This window comes from Bradyrhizobium pachyrhizi, assembly GCF_029714545.1.
Taxonomy (GTDB): Bacteria; Pseudomonadota; Alphaproteobacteria; order Rhizobiales; family Xanthobacteraceae; genus Bradyrhizobium; species Bradyrhizobium pachyrhizi.
On record NZ_CP121667.1, the window covers coordinates 3773178 to 3792890 of the forward strand.

A 19713-nucleotide genomic window follows, 5' to 3' on the forward strand; every position below is an offset into this window, starting at 1 on the left:
GGCCATCATGCCGGCGTCGTGCGCGGTTCAGCCTTGTGCACCGCACGGTGAGAGGCTGATCGCTCCAGGCTTTCCCAATCGAGAAGTTTGATCTGTATGAACAGGACATTCGCCGACACGGTCTTCCGCAACGGCCGAATCTACACGTCGAACCGCGGGCAGCCCTGGGCGACATGCGCGGCCGTCAAGGCCGGCCGGTTCATCGCTGTCGGCGAGGAACGCGACGTCGCGGCGCTCATCGGCGAGGGGACGGCGACCGTCGATCTCGGCGGACGCATGGCGATGCCGGGGATCGTCGACATCCACAATCACATCATGATGGGCGGACAGGCCGATCTCTACGAGCTGCGCTTCTCCAACGCCGACAGCATTCCAAGGATCGCCGAGACCCTGCACAAGGCCGCGTCAGCGGCTGCGCCGGGCGCCTGGATCGTCGGCGGGCAGTTCGGCAACAATCTGTTGAACGAGATGAACACCGCAGAGTCCTGCGCGCTGCTGGACGCAGCCTGCCTCGGTCATCCCGTCGTATTGCGCGACGACACCTATCACAATCGCTGGGCGAGCTCGGCGGCGCTGCGGCTGGCCGGCGTTGCGGCCGACACGGCTGATCCGACCGACGGCGAGATCGGCCGCGACCTCAAGTCCGGAACGCTCACCGGAATCATGATCGAGGCTGCCTCCGGCCTGGTCGAGCGGGCGCTCGCGGCCTCCGGTCACTACACGGCCGAGATGGACCGCGCGGCGGTGGCGCGCTCGATCTCGGTGCTGAATGCCTATGGCGTCACCGCCTTCATCGACGCCGCCAGCATGCAGCCGATCATGGCGGCGCTGAAGGGGCTCGACGACCGCGGCGAGCTCACCGCTTGGGCGGTCTGCTCGATGCCGGTGGTCGAGCCGGGCTTCATGTTCGGCAAGGCCGGCGAGGAGCTGTTTGCGTTGCGCGAGGATTACCGCGGCGCCCATGTGAAGCCCGACTATGTGAAGGTGTTCCTCGACGGCGTGCCGGGCGCCAAGACCGCGGCCTTCCACGAGCCCTATGTAACCGATCCCGTGCGCGGCTGCTGCTTCCGCGGCGCGACCATGCTGACCGTGCCGGACCTGATCCGCTGGCTCGGGCGCTGCGAGAAGCTCGGCCTTGCCGCGAAGATCCATTGCGCGGGCGATGCCGCGGTGACGCAGGCGCTCGACGCCATCGATGTCGTGCGCAGCTTCAACGGCCCGACCCATCTGATCCATCAGATCGCGCATGCGAGCTATATCGCACCCGACGATATCAAGCGCTTCGCAGAGCTTGGTGTCGCCGCCGATCTGTCGCCGATCATCTGGTATCCGACCATCTTCCTCGAGGCGCACAAGGCCGCGATGGGCGAGGAGCGCGCGCAGCGCTTCTGGCCCAACAGGGATCTGAAAGAGGCCGGCGCACTGATGGCCGGCGGCTCGGACTGGCCGGTGATCCCGATCCCCGATCCCTGGCAGGGCATCGAGGGCATGGTGACGCGGCAGAATCCGACCGGGGATTTTCCCGGCAAGTCGCTGTGGGCGGAGCAGGCGCTCGACCTCAAAACCGTGATCGACATCTACACCATCGATGCCGCGCGCGCGGCCGGCCTCGGCCAGTCGATCGGCTCGATCGAGGTGGGCAAATCCGCCGATTTGATCGTGCTCGACCAGATGATCTTCGACATCCCGCCGGATCAACTGGCCGATACGCGGGTCGAGATGACCTTCTTCGAGGGCTGCAAGGTCTACGAGCGGGGCGCGTGATGGCAACGGCGGATCAGATCCCGGTCACGGTGCTGACCGGCTTCCTTGGCAGCGGCAAGACCACGGTGCTGAATCATTTGCTGCGCCAGCCCGAGCTCAATGGCGTCGTCGCCATCATCAACGAGTTCGGCGAGGTGGCGCTGGATCATCTGCTGGTCGAGAGCAGCGAGGACCGCCTGGCGCTGCTCGACAATGGCTGCATCTGCTGCTCGGTGCGCGAGGATCTGATCGAGACGTTGGCTGACCTTGCGTCGCGACGTGCTGACGGCACGATCCCGCCGTTCCACCGGGTGCTGGTCGAGACCACCGGGCTCGCCGATCCCGTGCCCGTGCTGCACACGCTGATGACGGCGCCCGATGTCGCCGGCCGCTACCGGATCGACGGCGTGGTGGCGACCGTCGATGCGGTTAATGGTGCGCACACCCTCGCGGCGTATGGCGAGGCCGTCAGGCAGATCGCGGTCGCCGACCGGCTGCTGGTGACCAAGACCGACCTTGCCGCCGGTGATGCACTGGTGCGGCTTGATGCGCAGCTTGCGGCGATCAATCCGGTCGCAACGCGCTCACACGTGCGGAACGGGATCGTCGATCCGGCGAAAGTCCTCGATGCCGGGCTGTTCGATCCGGCGGCGCGCTCCGCCGATGTTGTGCGCTGGTTCGATCTGGCATCGGAGGCGGCCAACGCGCCACACCATCACCGGGATCATCACTGCGAAGGCGAGGCGTGCGGCCACCACAGCCATCACGCGCACGATGCCGGCGTGTCATCCTACAGCCTCGTCATCGACGAGCCGATCCAGCACGAGGCGTTCGCGCGCTGGCTCGACTATGTCGCGGCGCTCAGAGGCGAGGACCTGCTGCGCTTGAAGGCGATCGTGCACGTCGCCGAGCAGCCCGATGCGCCCATGGTGGTGCACGGCGTGCAGCACGTGCTCCATCCGCCGATCACGCTTGCCGGTTGGCCGTCGGCGGACCGGCGCTCGCGGCTCGTCTTCATCGTGCGCGGCATCCCGCGCCGGATCATCGAAAACACCTTGTGCAAATTCGCCGCGGTGAGCCGTGCGGCGATCCAGCGATCGGCTGCGTGAGCCGCGGTCAGGCATCTTCATTGGTTGTGGAGGGAGAGGGACATGACTGAGACAAAGAACAATACGGCGTCAGGCCGGCTCGACCGGCGTACTCTGCTGAAAGTGGCCGGTGCCGCCGGTCTCGCATCGGCGATGAACGTGCCGCTGGTCAATGTCGCGCGGGCCGCCGGCAACACCATCAAGATCGGCTGGGTCGGCTGCCTCTCCGGCGTCCGCGCGCAGTTCGCCGAGCCCGATCCCTGGATCCATGAGCGCATCAAGGCGCGGCTGAAGGATGGTCTGAAGATCGGCGGCAAGACCTATCAGGTCGAGCTGGTGTTCAAGGACAATCAATCCGATCCGAATCGATCGTCGGTGATCGCGAGCGAGCTGGTGCTGCGTGAAAAGTGCGACCTGATCCTGATCGAGGACGGCGACGCCCAGCCGCCGGTGCAGGAGCTCGCCGACGCCCGCGGCATTCCTACCATCTCGACCATGGTGCCGTGGCAGGGCTGGATGTTCCCGCGCAAGTCGACGCCGGACAAGGGTTTTCCCTACAGCTACCACTTCTTCTGGGGCGCCGACGACGTCGCGAAGAATTTCTTGGGCATGTGGCAGTCGGTCGAGACCAACAAGAAGGTCGGCACGCTCTACATCGATAACCCGCCGGGCCAGGCATTCTCCGATCCGAAGCTCGGCCTGCCGGCAGGCATCTCGGCGGCCGGCTATCAGGAATTCTCGGCCGGCAAATTCCAGATCGCGACCGACGACTTCACCAACCAGATCGCGCTGTTCAAGAACAACGGCGTCGACATCGTCTCCGGCTTCACCTTCAGCAATCACTGGGTGACGCTGTGGAATCAGGCGGCGCAGGCCGGTTTCAAGCCGCAGATCTGCACGGTGGCGGCGGCCTTCCTGTTCCCGGCCGCGGTGAATGCGCTCGGCGATCGCGGCGACGGCATGTCGACCGAGGTGTGGTGGACGCCGGCTTATCCATTCAAGTCCTCGCTGACCGGGCAGAGCGCCGCCGAACTCGCCGCGGAGTGGGAAAAGACCACCGGCAAGCAGTGGACGCAGCCGATCGGCTACGCCCATGCGCTGTGGGAGGTCGGGCTCGCGGCGTTGCAGAACAGCGATCCCAAGGACAAGAACTCATTGCGCGATGCGATCGCCGGTCTCGACATGGAGACCGTGGTCGGCCGGGTCAAGTTCAAGGACAGCCCGATCAAGAACGTCGCGGTGACCTCGCTGTCCGGCGGGCAATGGCGCAAGGCCAAGGGCGGCAAGTCGAAATACGAGCTCCTGATCGTGCACAACGGAACGGCGCCGTTCATCCCGAAGCAAGCCGATCTCCAGCTGCTCTCCAAGCTGGCCTGAGATGGCACCGCTTCTGCGCGTCAGCGGGCTGGCCAAGCGCTTCGGCGAGATCGTGGTCGCCGACAATGTCAGCTTCGAGCTGGCGCGCGGCGAGTGCCTCGGCGTGATCGGCCCGAACGGCGCCGGCAAGAGTTCGTTGCTGAACCTGATCGTCGGCCTGCTCACGGCCGACGGCGGCTCGATCATGCTCGACGACAGGGAGATATCAGCCCTGCCGCCGCATCGCCGGGCGCGGATGGGGCTCGGGCGGGCGTTCCAGATCCCGCAGCCGTTCCCGCATCTGTCGGTCTACGAGAACGCGCTGGTCGCGGCATCCTATGGCGCGGGCTTCACCGGCGAGGCGGCATCGAGCTGGACCATGGAGGTGTTGCAGCGCACCGGGCTCGACGCCAAGGCGGACAGGCTCGCCGGCGCCTTGCCGCTGATCGACCGCAAGCGGCTGGAATTCGCCAAGGCGCTGGCCTCGAAGCCGAAGCTGATCCTGCTCGACGAGATCGCCGCCGGGCTGACCGAGCCCGAGGTCGAGCGCCTCGTTGCCATCATCCAGTCGGTGAAGGCCGACCATGCCACGATCTGGATCGAGCACATCCCGCACGCGCTGCGCGCGGTGTCGGATCGCATTCTGGTGCTCGACTTCGGCCGCAAGGTGCTGGAGGGACCGCCGGCCGAGGTCATGGACAGCGCGGTGGTGCGCGAGATCTACATGGGATTGAAGGCCGATGGCATTGCTTGATGTGAACGGCCTGCAGATATTCTACGGCGATCTGCAAGCCGTGTTCGACATGAACTTCACCGTCGCGGACGGCGAGGCGGTGGCGCTGGTGGGCGCCAATGGCGCCGGCAAGTCGACGTTCCTGAAGGCGCTGGTCGGTCTCAACGAGGAGCGTCGCGGCACGGTGCAGTTCGACGGCATCGATATCTCGCAGATGCCGGCCGAAGAGGTGTCGCGGCTCGGCCTCATCATGGTGCCCGAGGGCCGCCTGCTGTTCGACTCGCTGACGATCGAGGAGAACCTCTTGATGGGCAGCGTCAACCGGCGCAAAGGCAGCTGGACCCTGCGGCGGGTATTCGACCTGTTTCCGATCCTCGAGGAGCGGCGGCGGATGTTTCCAGGCCAGCTCTCCGGCGGCCAGCAGCAGATGGCGGCGATCGGCCGCGCGCTGATGTCGAACCCGCGGCTCCTGTTGTGCGACGAGATCTCGCTCGGGCTCGCCCCCGTCGTGGTCGAGCAAATTTACCGCTCCTTTGCCGACATCCGCCGCGAGGGCACCGCCGTCGTGCTGGTCGAGCAGGACGTCAAGCGCGCGCTCGCGACCTCGGAGCGGATCTATTGCCTGTTGAAGGGGCGGGTGTCGCTGACCGGCCCGGCGCAAGGCTTGCAGCCGGAGCAGCTGACGCACGCCTATTTCGGTAACTAGCCAGGATTGGCAACGACATGATCTGCGTTGAGACATTGATCAACGGGGCCCTGCTTGGCGGGCTCTATGGGCTGCTCGGCATCGGGCTCGCGCTGGTGTTCGGTGTGATGCGCGTCGTCAACATCGCGCATGGCGAGTTCATGGTGCTGAGCGCGTTCTGCGCCGTGCTGCTGGCCAACCTGTTTCCGCAGGTGTCGCCGCTGTTGATGCTGATCCCGGTGATCGCGCTGTCCTTTGCGGTCGGATGGCTCTATCAGGCTGCCATCGTCAACCGCGTCGTGACGTCGCCCGATCCGCTCTCGCCGCTGCTGCTGACCTTCGGCGTGTCGGTGATCCTGCGCAACGTGATGGTCGAGGTGTTCGGCGCCGACGTGCGCAGCCTCCAGGTCGGCGAGCTGTCGCGTGCCAGCCTCGAGGTCGCCGGGCTGAACATCGGCATCATGCCGCTGCTCACCCTGGTGCTCGCCGCATTGCTGTTCATGGCGCTGCAGCTCGTGCTGCGCCATACCGAGTTCGGCCGGATCGTGCGCGCCACGGCCGACCGCCGGGACATCGTCCGGCTGTCCGGGGTCAAGCCCGACCGGGTCTATAATTACGTCATGGGCCTGTCGCTCGCGCTCGGCGCGATCGGTGGCGTGCTGCTCGCGGTGCGCTCGAGCTTCACGCCGTTCTCGGGTGCCGAGCGGCTCTTGATCGCGTTCGAGGTCGTGGTGCTCGGCGGGCTCGGCTCGTTCTGGGGCGCGCTGCTCGGCGGCATCGCGCTCGGCATGGCGCAATTGATCGGGCTGAAAATCGATCCGAATGCCGGGCTGCTCTATGCGCACCTCCTGTTCTTCATCATGCTGCTGATCCGCCCGTCGGGTCTCGTGTCGAGCAGGGTGTGATTCCGATGCCGACACGGCCCATTCTTGTGGCCTCTGCCATCTTGCTCGTCGCGGCAATTGCCGGCGCGCCCTTGGTGCTGAACGAGGGTTTTCTGCGGCTCGCGACCGAGTGCCTGCTCTTGCTGACGATGGCGCAGATGTGGAACCTGCTGGCGGGCTATGCCGGGCTTGTGTCACTCGGCCACCAGGTCTTCATCGCTTTCGGCGCCTATGCGCTGTTCCTGACCTCGGGCTGGCTCGAGGTCACGCCGATCTGGGTGCTGCCGGTCGCGCCGCTGGTGGCGGGCGCCGTTGCGGCGATCATCGCCTTTCCGCTGTTTCGTTTGCGCGACGCCTACTTCTCGATCGCGATGTGGGTGTTCGCCGAGATCATCGGCGCGTTCACGATGAAGTCGCAGGCCGTCGGCGGCACGTCGGGCGTGCCGCTCGCGACCAGCAAGCTGATCGATTTCGACTGGTTCGAGCCGACGATGTTCTGGCTCGCCGGCGGCCTGACGCTGGTGACCATCGCGGCGCTGTACAGGATGATGACCTCGAGCTTCGGGCTCGGGCTGATGAGCGTGCGCGACAATGACCTTGCCGCGATGAGCGTCGGCGTCGACGTCCGGCATAATCGTTTTGTCGCCTTCGTGCTCTCGGCGGCGGGATGCGGGCTTGCCGGCGCGCTCAGCTTCATGGGCAATCTGTTCATCGCGCCGTTGGCGGCCTTCGACGTCAACTGGTCCGTCTACATGATGTTCATCGTGATCATCGGTGGTATCGGAACGCTGGAAGGCCCGATCCTCGGCGTCATCATCTTCTTCGGCCTGCGCGAGCTGATGACCGGACCGCTCGGCCTGTCCGGCGGCTGGTATCTGGTGGGGCTCGGCATCATCGCCGTCGTGGTGATGATCGTGGCGCCGCGCGGCCTCTGGCCGGCCTTGCGCGATCGCATCGGCGTGCGGCTGCTCGATGTACACCGCGCCGCACCACGCCCGGCCGCGGCCGCGATCCTGCCGACGGCGTCGGAACAGGTTACCGGATGAAGCGGGCCTTCACGTCGCCACCGTTGCTTGTATTCTGACAGTTCTGGCTTTGAGTGGAGGGCGGAATGGCTCTGATATCCCGGCATGGCGTAGTAGCCGGTCTGATGGTCGCGACATTGGCGGCGCCGCTGCCGGCGCAGGCCGAGCGCCGGATGTGGCCGCAGGCGGCCGCAACGCACCCGATGGACGGGCTCACCACCGACGAAATCCGCTCGGTCTCCGATAGCCTGCGCAGCGCCGGCAAGCTCGACGATTCGGCGCGAGTCGTCTCGATGTCGGTCGAGGAGGATCCCAAGGACGAGGTGCGGGCGTGGAAGCCCGGACAGCCCTTCACGCGCCGGGCCAGCGCGACGCTGCTGATCGGCGGGCATCTCTACGAGGCCATTGTCGATCTCGCCGCGCGCAGCCTGCTCGGCTGGCAGGAAGTCAGGGATCATGAGGCTGCGCTGACCATCGACGAGCTGATCTCCGCCGGCGATCTGCCGAAGCAGGACCCGCGCTGGATCGCCGCGATGGCCAAGCGCGGCATCACCGATTTCCGCAACGTGCTGTGCCTGCCGCTGACCGTGGGTCCAGTGACCGATCCGGCGTTGAAAGGCCGCCGCCTGCTCAACGTTCCCTGTGTCGACACCGCGGGCGCCGCCAACAATCTCTGGGGCAAGCCGATCGAGAACCTGTTCGCCCAGGTCGATCTCAAGAGCAAAACGGTGCTGTCGGTGACCGATCTCGGCGTGGTGCCGCCACCGCCGCAGACGCCCTCGCACGCCTATGCCGACTCCGGAACATATCGCAAGCCACCGAAGCCGATCGAAATCGCAGCGCCTGAAGGCAGCAACGTGAAGGTGGAGGGCGGCCAGGTCCGCTGGGACAACTGGTCATTCCATGTCCGTCTCGAGCCGCGCGTCGGCGCCGTGCTGTCGCTGATTCGCTACGATGACCACGGCACGCTCCGCGACATCGCCTATCAGATATCGGCGAGCGAGATGTTCGTGCCCTACATGGACCCGGCGCCGACCTGGTCGTTCCGCGCCTATATGGACATCGGCGAGTACGGCTTTGGCGTGCTTTCCAGCGAATTGCAGCGCGGCGTGGATTGTCCCGAAGGCGCGCATTATCTCGACCTGACGATCTCGGATACCAAGGGTGCGCCGGTCGTTTCCAAAGGCGCGGTCTGCATCTTCGAGCGCCCGACCGGCGATCCAATCTGGCGCCACAGCGAGCTGATCAACAACACCGCCGAGGTGCGGCCGAACAACGAGCTGGTGGTGCGGATGGCGCCGGTGGTCGGCAATTACGACTATCTGGTGGACTACGTGTTCGACCGTGCCGGCAATATCGATGTGCGGCTCGGCGCCTACGGCATCGATGCGACCAAGGGCGTCGCGAGCAAGACACTGAGCGACCCGACGGCTACGCAGGACACCGCCTTTGGGACGCTGGTCGAGGAACGGCTGCTCGCGGTCAATCACGATCACTACATGACGTTCCGGATCGACATGGACGTCGACGGCACCTCGAACCGGCTGGTCGAGGATCGCTTCAATGTCCGCCGGCTGGAGCAGGGCCAGCGCAAGAGCCTCTGGCAGGTCGACACCAGGCCGGTTGCGACCGAAGGTCCGATCACCATGCCGCTGAACGCGGCGCAGTTCAGGATCGAGAGCACAGGCAAGACCAACGGCCGCGGCTATCGCACGAGCTATCAGCTGATGCCCGGTCACTCCGACGTCTCGCTGCTCGCCAAGGACGATCCGATCCAGCTGCGCGCCGGTTTCAGCGCCTACACGCTGTGGACCTCGGCCTACGCCAAGGACGAGCGCTACGCCGCGGGCATGTATCCGAACGGAAACCCCGAGGTCGACGGCCTGCCGAAATGGACGGCGGCGAAGCGGCCCATCGAGGACCGCGACCTCGTGCTGTGGTACACAGTCGGCTTCCGCCACGTGCCGCGCGCTGAGGATTGGCCGGTCATGCCGGGCCTGTGGCATGGCTTCCGGCTGCGTCCGTTCAACTTCTTCGATCGCAATCCCGCGCTCGACGTGCCGCCGATGGTGAATGCCAGGGAGACGAAATGAGCGGCCGCGTGCATTGCATCGGAGCGGTGGCCGGCGCGCTGCTGGCGCTATTGGCGGCAGAGCCGGCTGTTGCCGGCGCGACGGCCGAGAGCAGCGTTGACGATACGTCCTTGCTCTATCTGAGCAGCAACGATTGGGAACGACAGTCCGCGCCGCGCAAGGTCGCGCTCGCGGCCGACTTCATGCGCATCTTCTGCGCCGACCAGCGGATGTCAGCCGTATCGCTGGCCGAGTGCCTCGACCGCGACAAGGCGGATGGTGCGCTGTTCGAGCGCGCCATGGCTTGCGTCGGCGCGCTGTCAGGTAGCCGCTGAGAGCCCGGCGTCGATCCCTTCGGCGATCCGCCTCACGTCGGCCGACGTCAGGATCAGGGGCGGGGACAGGATCAGGTTGTTGCCGGAGACGCGCAGCATCACGCCGGCCTCGTAGGCGGCATCGGCAACCTTCGCCATCGTCTTCTTGTCGGCGGCCTTCTTGCTGTCGCGATCAGCGACCAGCTCGAGTGCGGCCATCAAACCCTTGCCTCTGACGTCGCCGACCAGCGCATGCTTTGCCTTGAGCGCCGCAAGCGCCCGCGCAAGGTCCTCGCCGCGCGCGGCGGCATTCTCGTCGAGCTTGAGGCGGCGAGTCTCGGCGAGCGCCGCAAGGCCCGCGGCGCAGCCGACCGGATGGCCGGAATAGGTGTAGCCATGGCCGATCGAGCCGAACGCGGTCGTGTCGGCCTCGAAGGCTTCCGTGACCTGCTCGCCGATCAGCGTCGCGCCGAGCGGGAAATAGCCCGAGGTGATCGCCTTGGCCATCGTCATCATGTCGGGCTTTACGCCCCAGAGCCGCGAACCCGACCATGCGCCGGTGCGCCCGAAACCGGTGACGACCTCGTCCGCGATCATCAGGATGCCGTGACCGTCGCAGATCTCGCGCGCCAGCTTCATGAAGCTGTCCGGCGGCACGATCACGCCGCCGGCCCCTAACACCGGCTCCATGATGAAGGCCGCGATGGTGTCGGCGCCCTGGAATGCGATCTCCTCCTCCATCGCCGCTGCGCATAGCTGCGCGAGTTTTGCTGCATCGGTCTCGTTGAAGGGATTGCGGTAGGTCGACGGCGCGGGGATATGGAACACGCCGGGCAGCATCGGCTCGTAGTTGCGGCGGAAATTGGCGTTGCCGTTGACGGAGGCGCCACCGAAATGGGTGCCGTGATAGCCCTTCTTCAGCGCCAGGAACTTGGTGCGGTCGGCCTGGCCCTTGATCTTCCAGTATTGCCGCGCGAGCCGCAGCGCGGTCTCGACCGAGTCCGAGCCGCCCGAGGTGAAGAAAGCGCGCACCATGCCTTCCGGCTTGAACCATTCGGTGAGCTCGTAGGCGAGCTCGATCGAGGGGCCGGATGAGGTACCGCGAAAGCCCGAATAGTACGGCAGCGCGCTGAGCTGGTCCGCGATCGCCTGCTTGATCGGATCGCAGCTGTAGCCGAGATTGACATTCCACAATCCGCCGACCGCATCGATTACGGTCTTGCCGTCGATATCGGTGACTTCGACGCCTTCGCCCTTCATCACGATCCGCGGCGGCTGCGCTCGCATCTCGGCAGGATGGGCCATCGGGTGCCAGATCGGCTTGGCGTTGTTCTCAACCAGGAAGTTTCTGTCGCGCATGGTCGCCCTCTGTCCGGCTGGAGCCTGTTCCGTTTCGATGGAATCGGAACGGGGCTCCAGATTCTGGTTTTGACGCGTTTTCGAACCGGTACCCGCTTCGCTCGAAAACGCTTTAGTCGAATCGCAGCCCGAAATGCCGCAGCGCCTCGCCGTAGGACGCGGCAGGATTGCGCACATCGAACAGCACCGTGCGCATGTTGCACGCGGCGGCGCCTGCGATGTTGCGGCGCTGGTCGTCGACGAAGACGCAATTGTCTGCCTCCAGCGCCAGTTCGTCCAGCACGCTTTGATAGGCGCGGGGGTCGGGCTTCAGGATCCCGGTATGCGTGGCATCGACGATGGTGTCGAAGCGCTTGAGGATGGAGAGACGGCTGCGGAAATCGGCGCCGTAGAACAGGTCGAGCTCGTTCGACAGGATGGCGAGGCGGAACCCGGCATCGGCGGCGAGGGTGATCGCGCGCGCTGCCTCGGGGCGGATCACGGTGTCGGGATCGGCGCCACGCGCGCGTTTCACGAAGGTCTCCATGTCGCGCCAGTCCTCGCCGACCAGGCGCCCGACCTCGCGGCTGCGGGTCAGCCAGTAGTCGCGCTCAGAAATTTCGCCACGCTGCATGGAAGTCCAGAGCGGATCGCTGTCGGGCGCGAACGGTCCGAGCCATTTCAGTGTGCATGGGGCGAGTCCGAGCGTGCGCTCGGTCAGGTCGTGGGTCTCGAACAATGTCTTCGAGATCACCCCGCCGAAGTCGAGCACCAGCGCCTGGGCACGCGGCCTCCTCATGCGGCAACCGTGGTGCGGCCGCGAGGGACAATGCCGGCAGCGACCCATCGGTCGAAGATGCCGAGCACTGTTTCGTTGAATGCGGCGCTGTTGATGTGATCCTTGATCTCGTGCAGCTCGACCGGCGCCCTGATCGCCGACCGCATGGCTTCGACGAAGGCGGCGAGGGCGTCAGGATCGTGCAAGGTTTCGCCTTCGCGATCCCATTGCTGGATGCCGCCGGTGGGCAGCACGAAGGCAACGGGAGCGTTGGCCTGGGACAGTTTCTCGGCGATCGCGCGTGCGATCCGTTGGCGATCAGTGGATCCCGACGTTGCCGACGCAAGCAGCCGGTTATGCGCGTGGAACGGGCGATCCGACAGCTCGTTCGGAACCCCAAGCCATGCCGGGAAATCCACCATGTCGATCGCCCCGGGCGCGACGATCTGTGGAATGCCGGCTCTTCCTGCGTTCTCAAGCCTGTCAGCGCCGGAATTGACCACCGAGCCGGTGAGCTGGTTGGCGACCTCCTGCAAGCTGAGGTCCAGCACCGCGGCGAAGCCACCTTGCGCGGCGATCGATTCCATCGCGCGGCCGCCCATGCCGGTGGTGTGGAAGACGACGACCTCGTAGCCGCGCCGTTCGAGCTGCGGCTTGAGCTCGACCATGTAGTGCAGGCAGCTCTTGCCGAGCGAGGTGATCGCAACGACCGGCCGGTCCTTGCGCGGCCTGATTGCGCTTCTGGCGGCGCCGACGATCGCGCCGCAGGCTTGCGACAGCACGGCGGTGCAGGTGCCGTTGAGGCCGTAGAGACCGCCGGCCCACAGGATCATCATCAGATCGGCGGCGACGCGCTCGGGCGGGATCAGATGCGAGAAGGCGACGGTCGAGACGATCAGCTTCGGCAGGCCGAGCGGCAGCGCCTGCGCGACGTCGAGCGCAAGGTCGGTGCCCATCGTGCCGCCGATCGCGATCGCGCCGTCGATGGCATCGCGCTCCGCGAGCGCGCGCGCCAGATTGGCGGCGCCAACCGCCATCAGTGACATCGCGGAATTCTCGTCGCCGCTCGATGCGATCGCCTCGATCGTGGTTTGTGCGGCCGCCGCCACCGCGTGCTTGTCATGTGCGGGCCGGTACGGCGGATCGCCGAGCACGCTGATGTCCATCATGATGGTTCGGCCACCGGCGCGCGCGATGCACTCGCTCATGAACAGCAGTTCGTCGGCCTTGGTGTCTCCCGTTCCGATCAGGAGAATGCGGGGCTGCGTCATCTCAGGCATGACCTTGGGCTCACCGGCAGGCGTAAGGGATGGTGACAACCGGTTTGCATAACGCAGGCGGAGCGCTCGGCCATCGTGCGATCACGCTATGGGGACGCGCCTTGCCGTGACATCCACCTATCGGTTGATTGCTGCCAAGGCCTTGATTTGGCGAGGATTGCGCCGTGCCAGCGGTCTCGCTCGGAAGCCGCTTTTGTCATTGTCACAATTATCTCGCATGCAGCAAGCCCAGATCGATCGACTACGCGCGGCCGTCATTCCGGCCCAGCAGCTCTTCATCGGCGGCCGGCCGGCGCCGGCGATCAGCGAGGCGCGGCTTGATGTCGTGTCGCCGATCGACGGCCAGGTATTAACCAGCATCGCTGACGGCGACGTGGCCGATGTCGACGCCGCAGTGAGACACGCGCGGCAGGCCTTCGAGCAGGGCAGCTGGTCACGCGCGGCGCCGGCGCAGCGCAAGAAGGTGTTGCTGCGGTTCGCCGATCTCATCGAGCGGCACGCGCTCGAGATTGCGGTGCTCGGCGTGCGCGACAATGGCACCGAGATTAGCATGGCCTATAAGGCCGAGCCGCTCTCGGTCGCCGGCACCATCCGTTACTACGCCGAGGCGATCGACAAGGTCTATGGCGAGATCGCCCCGACCTCAGGTGATGTGCTCGGGCTCGTGCATCGCGAGCCGCTTGGTGTCGTCGGCGTGATCGTGCCGTGGAATTTCCCGCTGATGATCGGAGCGTGGAAGATCGGCCCGGCGCTTGCCGCCGGAAACTCGGTCGTGGTCAAGCCGCCGGAGCTGGCGTCGCTGACGCTGTTGCGACTTGCCGAGCTCGCGACCGAGGCGGGGTTGCCCGACGACGTGCTCAACGTCGTCACCGGCCGCGGCGCATCCGCCGGCGAGGCGCTTGCGCTGCACATGGATGTCGATGTGCTCGCTTTCACTGGCTCGGGCGCGGTGGGCCGGCGTCTCCTGGAATGCTCGGCGCGATCGAACCTGAAGCGCGTCCATCTCGAGCTTGGCGGCAAGTCGCCCAACATCGTGTTCGCCGATGCGCCCGATATCAAGCATGCGGCCAAGGTCTCGGCGAACGGCATCTTCCGAAACTCCGGCCAGGTCTGCGTGGCCGGATCGCGGCTCTTGGTGCAGTCCGCGATCTATGATCGCTTCATGGCCGAACTGCGCGACGCAACCGCCAAGCTCCGCGTCGGTGATCCCCTCGAACTGACCTCGGATATCGGCGCCATCGCGAGCAAGCCGCAGTTGCGCAAGAACCTGGATGCCGTTGCCCATGCGGAAGCGCAGGGCGCGAAGCGGCTGATCGGCGGCGAGCAGATCCGCGTCGAGAGCGGCGGCAACTTCATGGCGCCTACGATCCTCACCGACGTGACGCCGTCGATGCAGGTCTGGCGCGAGGAAGTGTTCGGCCCGGTGCTGGCAGTGACGCGGTTCGAGGGCGAGGAAGATGCCACAGCGCTCGCCAATGCGACCCCCTATGGACTTGCGTCGGCGGTGTGGACCGCAAGTCTGTCGACGGCGCATCGCATGGTGCGCGCCATCAAGGCCGGCGTCGTGCACGTCAACGCCTATGGCGGCGCCGACATCACGGTGCCGCTCGGCGGCTTCAAGCAATCAGGCTTCGGACGCGACAAGTCGCTGCACGCGCTCGACGCCTATACCGACCTCAAGACCGCCTGGATCGCGCTATGACATCTTTGGCTGCCGAACGCGCCGGCGTTCTGAACCGATTGCTCGATGCCGAGCAGGAGCGCTTTCGCGCGCTGCATCCGCGCTCAGCCGCGGCCTGGCAGGAGGGAACGGAGCACTACCTTTACGGCGGCCCGTCGCACTGGATGCGGCGCTGGGCCGGCGGCTTCCCGGTTTATGCCGAGGAGGCGCAGGGCGCGCATATCAGGGACATCGACGGACGCGACTACATCGATTTCTGCCTTGGCGACACCGGCGGCATGTGCGGCCACGCGCCCGAGGCGGTCACTGAGGCGGCGCTCGCTCAGCTCAAGCGTGGCGCGACCATGATGCTGCCGACGGAAGACAGTATCTGGGTCGGCGCCGAACTGTCGCGACGCTTCGGCCCGAAATACTGGACGCTGACGACGTCGGCGACCGACGCCAACCGTGCCGCGATCCGCATCTCGCGCATGATCACCGGCCGGCGCAAGGTGCTGGTGTTCTCCGGCTGCTACCATGGCGGCGTCGAGGAGGCGCATGTCGAGATCCGCGACGGCCGGGTCGGCCTGCGCAACATGATCCATCCGAACGGCATCGATCATGATGCGGTGAGCAGGGTCGTCGAGTTCAACGATGTCGCGGGCCTCGAGGCGGCGCTTGCGCATGGCGACGTCGCCTGCGTGCTGACCGAGCCGCTGATGACGAATTTCGGCATGATCCCGGTCGATCCTGGTTTTCACCAGGCGTTGCGAGAGCTGACCCGCCGCGCCGGCACCGTCCTCATCATCGACGAGACCCACACGCTGTCCTGCGGACCGGGCGGCTACATGAAGAGCCATGGGCTCGAGCCCGACATTTTCGTTGCGGGCAAGGCGATCGCGGGCGGCATCCCCGCCGGCGTGTTCGGGCTCAGCCAGGAGATCGCGGAGCGGCTCTGGAAGATCGTCCCCCACGTCAATCCGCGGGAACGGCAGTCGGCGCATCTCGGATTCGGCGGAACACTTGCCGGCAACGCGCTGACGGTCGCGACCATGCGCGCGGTGCTGGAGAAGGTGCTGACCTCTGCGAACTACGAGCGGATGATCGGAACCGCGACCTGGCTCGCGCAGGAAGCGCGCCGCCTGATCGCGGCGGCCGGTCTGCCCTGGCACGTCACGCAGATCGGCGCGCGCGCTGAGATCATGTTCATGCCGCAGCCGCCACGCAGCGGCGCCGACGTCATTGCTGGCCGGCAACCCGATCTCGAGACCTTGCTGCATGCGTTCTACATCAACGAGGGCCTTCTGGTGACCCCGTTCCACACCATGCTGCTGATGTGTCCGGCGACGTCCGCGCGCGACGTCGACACGCACACGGGGGTGTTGGCGCAGTTCATCGACTTGCTGCGCGGCGCGGGAGCGATCTGATGCAGGCGCCTCCGTTCAATCTTGGCGGCCGCATCGCGATCGTCACCGGCGGGGGCAGGGGGATCGGCGCCGCCATCGTGAGAAGGTTCGCCCAGGCGGGCGCGACCGTGGTGATCGCCAACCGGACTCTTGATGTGGCCGAGGCATTGGCGCGCGAACTCGTGGCCGATGGACGGGCGGCGCATTGCTTTCCGTTCGACCGGCTCGATCGCGGCAGCTTGCGGGCGATGATTGACAGTGTCGCCGCCAAATACGGCCGGCTCGATATCGTCGTGCACAATGCCGGCGGTTGCCCGTGGTCATCGCTTGAGGAGCTCGATGAAGCGAAGCTCGAGGATACGCTGGCGCTGAACCTCAACGCCAGCATCTGGCTCGCGCAGGCCGCAATTCCGCACATGCGTGCCGTCAGGTTCGGGCGCATCCTCGTGACATCCTCGGTCTCAGCGCGCGTCGCGATGGGCGGCGGCGCGCATTACTCGGCGGCGAAAGCCGGCGTCAACGCATTCATCCGCGGCGCCGCCTTCGAGCTCGCGCGCGACGGCATCACGGTCAACGGCGTCGAGGCCGGCTTCATCGAAAAGCCAGGCCGCGGCACCATGAGCGCGCCGGAGAACAAGGCGAAGCTCGAGCGTTTTATCCCGATGGGGCAAATGGGCAGCGCAGACGACATCGCCTGCGCGATGCTCTATCTCGCCTCCGCCGAGGCCAAATATGTCACCGGGCAGACCATCGTCGTCGACGGCGGCTCGACGCTGCCGGAGACCGGATTTGCCGTCGAACGGCAGTGGGGAGTCTAGATGAGCATGATCTTCTCGGAAAACCGGTTTCCACTTTTCCGGATCATGCCCTGATGCCGCGGCTCGACGGAAAGACGGCGCTGGTGACCGGCGCGGCCACGGGGATCGGTCGGGCGACGGCGGCGCTGCTGGCGTTGAGCGGCGCGCGCGTCGTGCTGTTCGGCCTCGGCGACGCCGAGCTGCAGGCCGCAGCAGTGAAGTGCGGCGGGCAGGCAATCCATGGTGACGTCACCCGGCCGGACGACATCGCAAAGGCCGTCACCGCCTGCGGAGCGTGGCTCGACATCGTGGTCAACGCCGCCGGCCTGATCGTGCCGGATCAGCCGGCCAGCGTCTCCGACGAGGTGTGGGCCAAAACGCTTGACGTCAACCTCACGGGGACGATGCGTGTCTGTCGCGCGTCCCTGCCGCTGCTCCGGCAGCGCGGCGGCGCGATCGTGAACGTCGCCTCGGTTGCGGCATTCAATGCCAGCCCGGACAGCGCAAGCTACGCCGCCAGCAAGGCGGCCGTCGTCGCCTATACGCGCTCGCTGGCCTACGCGCACGGCGCCGACGGCATCCGCTCCAATGCGGTGGCACCGGGCTGGGTGCGCACGCCGATGAGCGCCCAAGAAATGCAGCTGCTCGCGGGCCAAAACGGCACCACCGTCGATGCCGAGATTCGCGGCGTCGAACGACGCATTGCCCTGGGACGGATGGCCGAGCCCGCCGAGATCGCCGCGTGCTGCCTGTTCCTGGCCTCCGACGAGGCGTCCTTCGTGACGGGTGCAGTGCTGGTCGCCGATGGCGGCGGCCGCGCGCCGACGCAGAATCGCGCGGTGTAGACGGCCGGTTGGCGTTGGGGGCAGGCGGCCCCCACCTTGATAACGACCGGCGGATTTGGCACTCTCGCGCGGTCACGTCATTCGATCGAGGGGCGTTATGAACAAGTCATTTTCTGTGATCATTGCCGCGGCCGCTTCAATCGTCGTTCTGTCTTCGACGGCGGCGCGATGCGGCGACTACTATCCGTTTGGCGATCCGCCGTACCGGCTGGACTACGTGCAAGAGCCCCAGATCGCATCGGGCTGCTGGAAATGGAATTGGCAGCTGTACCAGTGGCAGGACTACTGCCCGGTCTACGTCAATCCGAAGGCGTATATGTTCTCGCGCTCGTCGCGCGTCGTGCTCCGCACCAAGGGGTGAGGAGAGTTCGGCTGCTTGAGGTGCTCTGCGTCACGCCCATTGGAGCGACGCAGAGCGCGCGCTCATGAATGCGCGATGGTGCACGCCACCTGGTGGCGCTTGCCGAAGTTGAGCAGCGCGTTTTCCCGGAAGCCGTCCAGCCAGACGCCGCGGCCCGCATAGCGATAGCCGACGCCCATCGGAACGTGCCGCACATGGATGCCGCCACGGCCGGTGAGCAGGGAGGCCGTGACCACTTCGCCCTCGACCGACACGGCGCGGGGGCACAGCGGATATTGATGGCCGTTCTCGCAGGTGAAGACGATCTCGGTGCAGGTGCCGACCGGTGCTTTTGTGACCAGGCCAAGGTCCGCCGCCCCCGCCGGCCCGGAGTTGCCGAACGACATTGCACCCAACGCCAAAATGCCCGCGACCGTGTAGCCAAACCGAATACGCATCAGTGCCCCCTCGTCCAGCGATAGGCTAAGTAATTGAAGAAAATATCTCGCGCTAAATGAGCAAAAAAAAACTCTGAGGTCAAACCTCTCTGCCCATTGCGGTGGGGGAGATCCGCCGGCGCCATCGCGAATGGCGTGTCAGGTGTTGCAAGTTTGCTGCAGTGGGTCTGAATTCGGCTGCAAGCTGCCCGGTAGCGTTAATGCACCTTTACCGGCCACAATTGGCCTGCAAGTGGTGTGATGTATTGAGTCGTGTTCCGGAGATTGCTTCAATGAGCTGACCGGATCGCATCACGAACGCATTCGGACGGACATCGGGGGTGGGAATGGACTTCCGTGGTGGCATTGCACGTTCGCTACTGGCCCTGATGATTGTCTCATTGCCTGCGTTGGCAGCTCATGCGCAGACTCAGGCTCCTCAACCGGCGAACGGCCGGGCAGCGGCGGCAGCGCCGGCTCAGGGCGATCAAGCCTTTTCTGGCCCGAGCTTCCGCAAAGGTCTGTGGCGCTTCGTGCGAACGCTCGATGTGGTCAGGACCGCCAACAAAAACTTCAAGTATCGGGTGGTCAACGCGGAGACGACGCGCTGCGTCGACCCGACCCACGCCATGAAGGCGACCTTTGCCTCGGGATCGATCGGAAGCTGCGTCTCGGACAAGCCGGAGAAGGTCGGTAATCAATACACCTTCGGACACCGCTGCGATTACATGGGGACGGTCAGCACCGTCATCACCGTGCGCAGCGACGAGGCCTATACCGAGCTGAACGAGATCAGCACCGGAGAGCATCCCCGGACCGACACGGTCGTCGCGACAAGGATCGGCGACTGCGACGACGGTAGCGCGGCCAGGATTGAGGCCAAGTCTGAGGCCAAGGCTGACAAGTCCGCTGCGGCGGCTTTGCAGCATTAG

At 65.9% G+C, this 19713-nt stretch carries 19 protein-coding genes; 15 read left to right on the forward strand and 4 right to left on the reverse strand.

Annotated features, from left to right (window positions below; all coding sequences use genetic code 11):
• Nucleotides 1-96: 96 nt before the first annotated feature.
• The 9 genes from QA639_RS17235 to QA639_RS17275 all read left to right on the forward strand — a co-directional run bounded on the left by QA639_RS17235 (nt 97) and on the right by QA639_RS17275 (nt 9921).
• The gene (locus tag QA639_RS17235; RefSeq protein WP_028331400.1) at nt 97-1764 is read left to right on the forward strand and encodes an amidohydrolase; all 1668 of its coding nucleotides are present in this window, start codon (nt 97-99) and stop codon (nt 1762-1764) included.
• Complete coding sequence (locus tag QA639_RS17240) at nt 1764-2852, forward strand: CobW family GTP-binding protein (protein ID WP_283090298.1); 1089 nt, start codon at nt 1764-1766, stop codon at nt 2850-2852. Before QA639_RS17235 ends, QA639_RS17240 begins: the two co-directional genes overlap by 1 nt.
• A gap of 42 nt (nt 2853-2894) precedes the next feature.
• A complete protein-coding gene (locus QA639_RS17245; RefSeq protein WP_283090299.1) occupies nt 2895-4208 on the forward strand; it encodes an ABC transporter substrate-binding protein in 1314 nt (437 codons plus the stop codon).
• 1 nt (nt 4209) lies between these two features.
• A complete protein-coding gene (locus QA639_RS17250) occupies nt 4210-4941 on the forward strand; it encodes an ABC transporter ATP-binding protein (protein WP_028331397.1) in 732 nt (243 codons plus the stop codon).
• Complete coding sequence (locus tag QA639_RS17255; protein ID WP_283090300.1) at nt 4928-5626, forward strand: ABC transporter ATP-binding protein; 699 nt, start codon at nt 4928-4930, stop codon at nt 5624-5626. The genes QA639_RS17250 and QA639_RS17255 overlap by 14 nt, the downstream gene beginning before the upstream one ends.
• Before the next feature lie 17 nt (nt 5627-5643).
• Nucleotides 5644-6510 (forward strand): branched-chain amino acid ABC transporter permease, encoded by an 867-nt coding sequence (locus QA639_RS17260; RefSeq protein ID WP_283090301.1) that lies wholly within the window; start codon nt 5644-5646, stop codon nt 6508-6510.
• 26 nt (nt 6511-6536) lie between these two features.
• Nucleotides 6537-7535 (forward strand): branched-chain amino acid ABC transporter permease, encoded by a 999-nt coding sequence (locus QA639_RS17265; RefSeq protein ID WP_283090302.1) that lies wholly within the window; start codon nt 6537-6539, stop codon nt 7533-7535.
• A gap of 65 nt (nt 7536-7600) precedes the next feature.
• The gene (locus QA639_RS17270; protein WP_283090303.1) at nt 7601-9607 is read left to right on the forward strand and encodes a copper amine oxidase; all 2007 of its coding nucleotides are present in this window, start codon (nt 7601-7603) and stop codon (nt 9605-9607) included.
• The gene (locus QA639_RS17275) at nt 9604-9921 is read left to right on the forward strand and encodes a hypothetical protein (protein WP_283090304.1); all 318 of its coding nucleotides are present in this window, start codon (nt 9604-9606) and stop codon (nt 9919-9921) included. Before QA639_RS17270 ends, QA639_RS17275 begins: the two co-directional genes overlap by 4 nt.
• Here QA639_RS17275 and QA639_RS17280 read toward each other — a convergent pair.
• From QA639_RS17280 to QA639_RS17290, 3 genes are all read right to left on the reverse strand, one after another.
• On the reverse strand, nt 9907-11259 hold the full coding sequence (locus QA639_RS17280; protein ID WP_283090305.1) for an aminotransferase class III-fold pyridoxal phosphate-dependent enzyme: 1353 nt from the start codon (nt 11257-11259) through the stop codon (nt 9907-9909). The two genes, QA639_RS17275 and QA639_RS17280, sit on opposite strands and share 15 nt — an antisense overlap.
• Nucleotides 11260-11371: 112 nt before the next feature.
• Nucleotides 11372-12037, reverse strand: a complete 666-nt coding sequence (locus tag QA639_RS17285) for an HAD family hydrolase (protein WP_283090306.1) — start codon at nt 12035-12037, stop codon at nt 11372-11374.
• Nucleotides 12034-13296: a Tm-1-like ATP-binding domain-containing protein gene (locus tag QA639_RS17290; protein ID WP_050386918.1), complete on the reverse strand. Its 1263-nt coding sequence runs from the start codon at nt 13294-13296 to the stop codon at nt 12034-12036. Before QA639_RS17290 ends, QA639_RS17285 begins: the two co-directional genes overlap by 4 nt.
• Nucleotides 13297-13513: 217 nt before the next feature.
• Between QA639_RS17290 and QA639_RS17295 the strand changes: the two genes are divergently transcribed.
• From QA639_RS17295 to QA639_RS17315, 5 genes are all read left to right on the forward strand, one after another.
• Nucleotides 13514-14998 (forward strand): aldehyde dehydrogenase, encoded by a 1485-nt coding sequence (locus tag QA639_RS17295; RefSeq protein WP_050386917.1) that lies wholly within the window; start codon nt 13514-13516, stop codon nt 14996-14998.
• On the forward strand, nt 14995-16383 hold the full coding sequence (locus QA639_RS17300; RefSeq protein ID WP_050386916.1) for a transaminase: 1389 nt from the start codon (nt 14995-14997) through the stop codon (nt 16381-16383). Before QA639_RS17295 ends, QA639_RS17300 begins: the two co-directional genes overlap by 4 nt.
• Nucleotides 16383-17180, forward strand: a complete 798-nt coding sequence (locus tag QA639_RS17305; RefSeq protein WP_050386915.1) for an SDR family oxidoreductase — start codon at nt 16383-16385, stop codon at nt 17178-17180. Before QA639_RS17300 ends, QA639_RS17305 begins: the two co-directional genes overlap by 1 nt.
• A 53-nt stretch (nt 17181-17233) precedes the next feature.
• Nucleotides 17234-18004: an SDR family NAD(P)-dependent oxidoreductase gene (locus QA639_RS17310; RefSeq protein ID WP_038377076.1), complete on the forward strand. Its 771-nt coding sequence runs from the start codon at nt 17234-17236 to the stop codon at nt 18002-18004.
• Between the two features lie 97 nt (nt 18005-18101).
• The gene (locus QA639_RS17315; RefSeq protein WP_028331384.1) at nt 18102-18365 is read left to right on the forward strand and encodes a hypothetical protein; all 264 of its coding nucleotides are present in this window, start codon (nt 18102-18104) and stop codon (nt 18363-18365) included.
• A 62-nt stretch (nt 18366-18427) separates the two neighbouring features.
• Here the strand turns inward: QA639_RS17315 and QA639_RS17320 are convergent, their stop codons facing one another.
• Nucleotides 18428-18802 carry a hypothetical protein gene (locus tag QA639_RS17320; RefSeq protein ID WP_028331383.1) on the reverse strand — a complete coding sequence of 125 codons (375 nt, stop codon included), beginning with the start codon at nt 18800-18802 and terminating at the stop codon, nt 18428-18430.
• 326 nt (nt 18803-19128) lie between these two features.
• Between QA639_RS17320 and QA639_RS17325 the strand changes: the two genes are divergently transcribed.
• Nucleotides 19129-19713 carry a DUF3617 family protein gene (locus QA639_RS17325; protein WP_160321810.1) on the forward strand — a complete coding sequence of 195 codons (585 nt, stop codon included), beginning with the start codon at nt 19129-19131 and terminating at the stop codon, nt 19711-19713.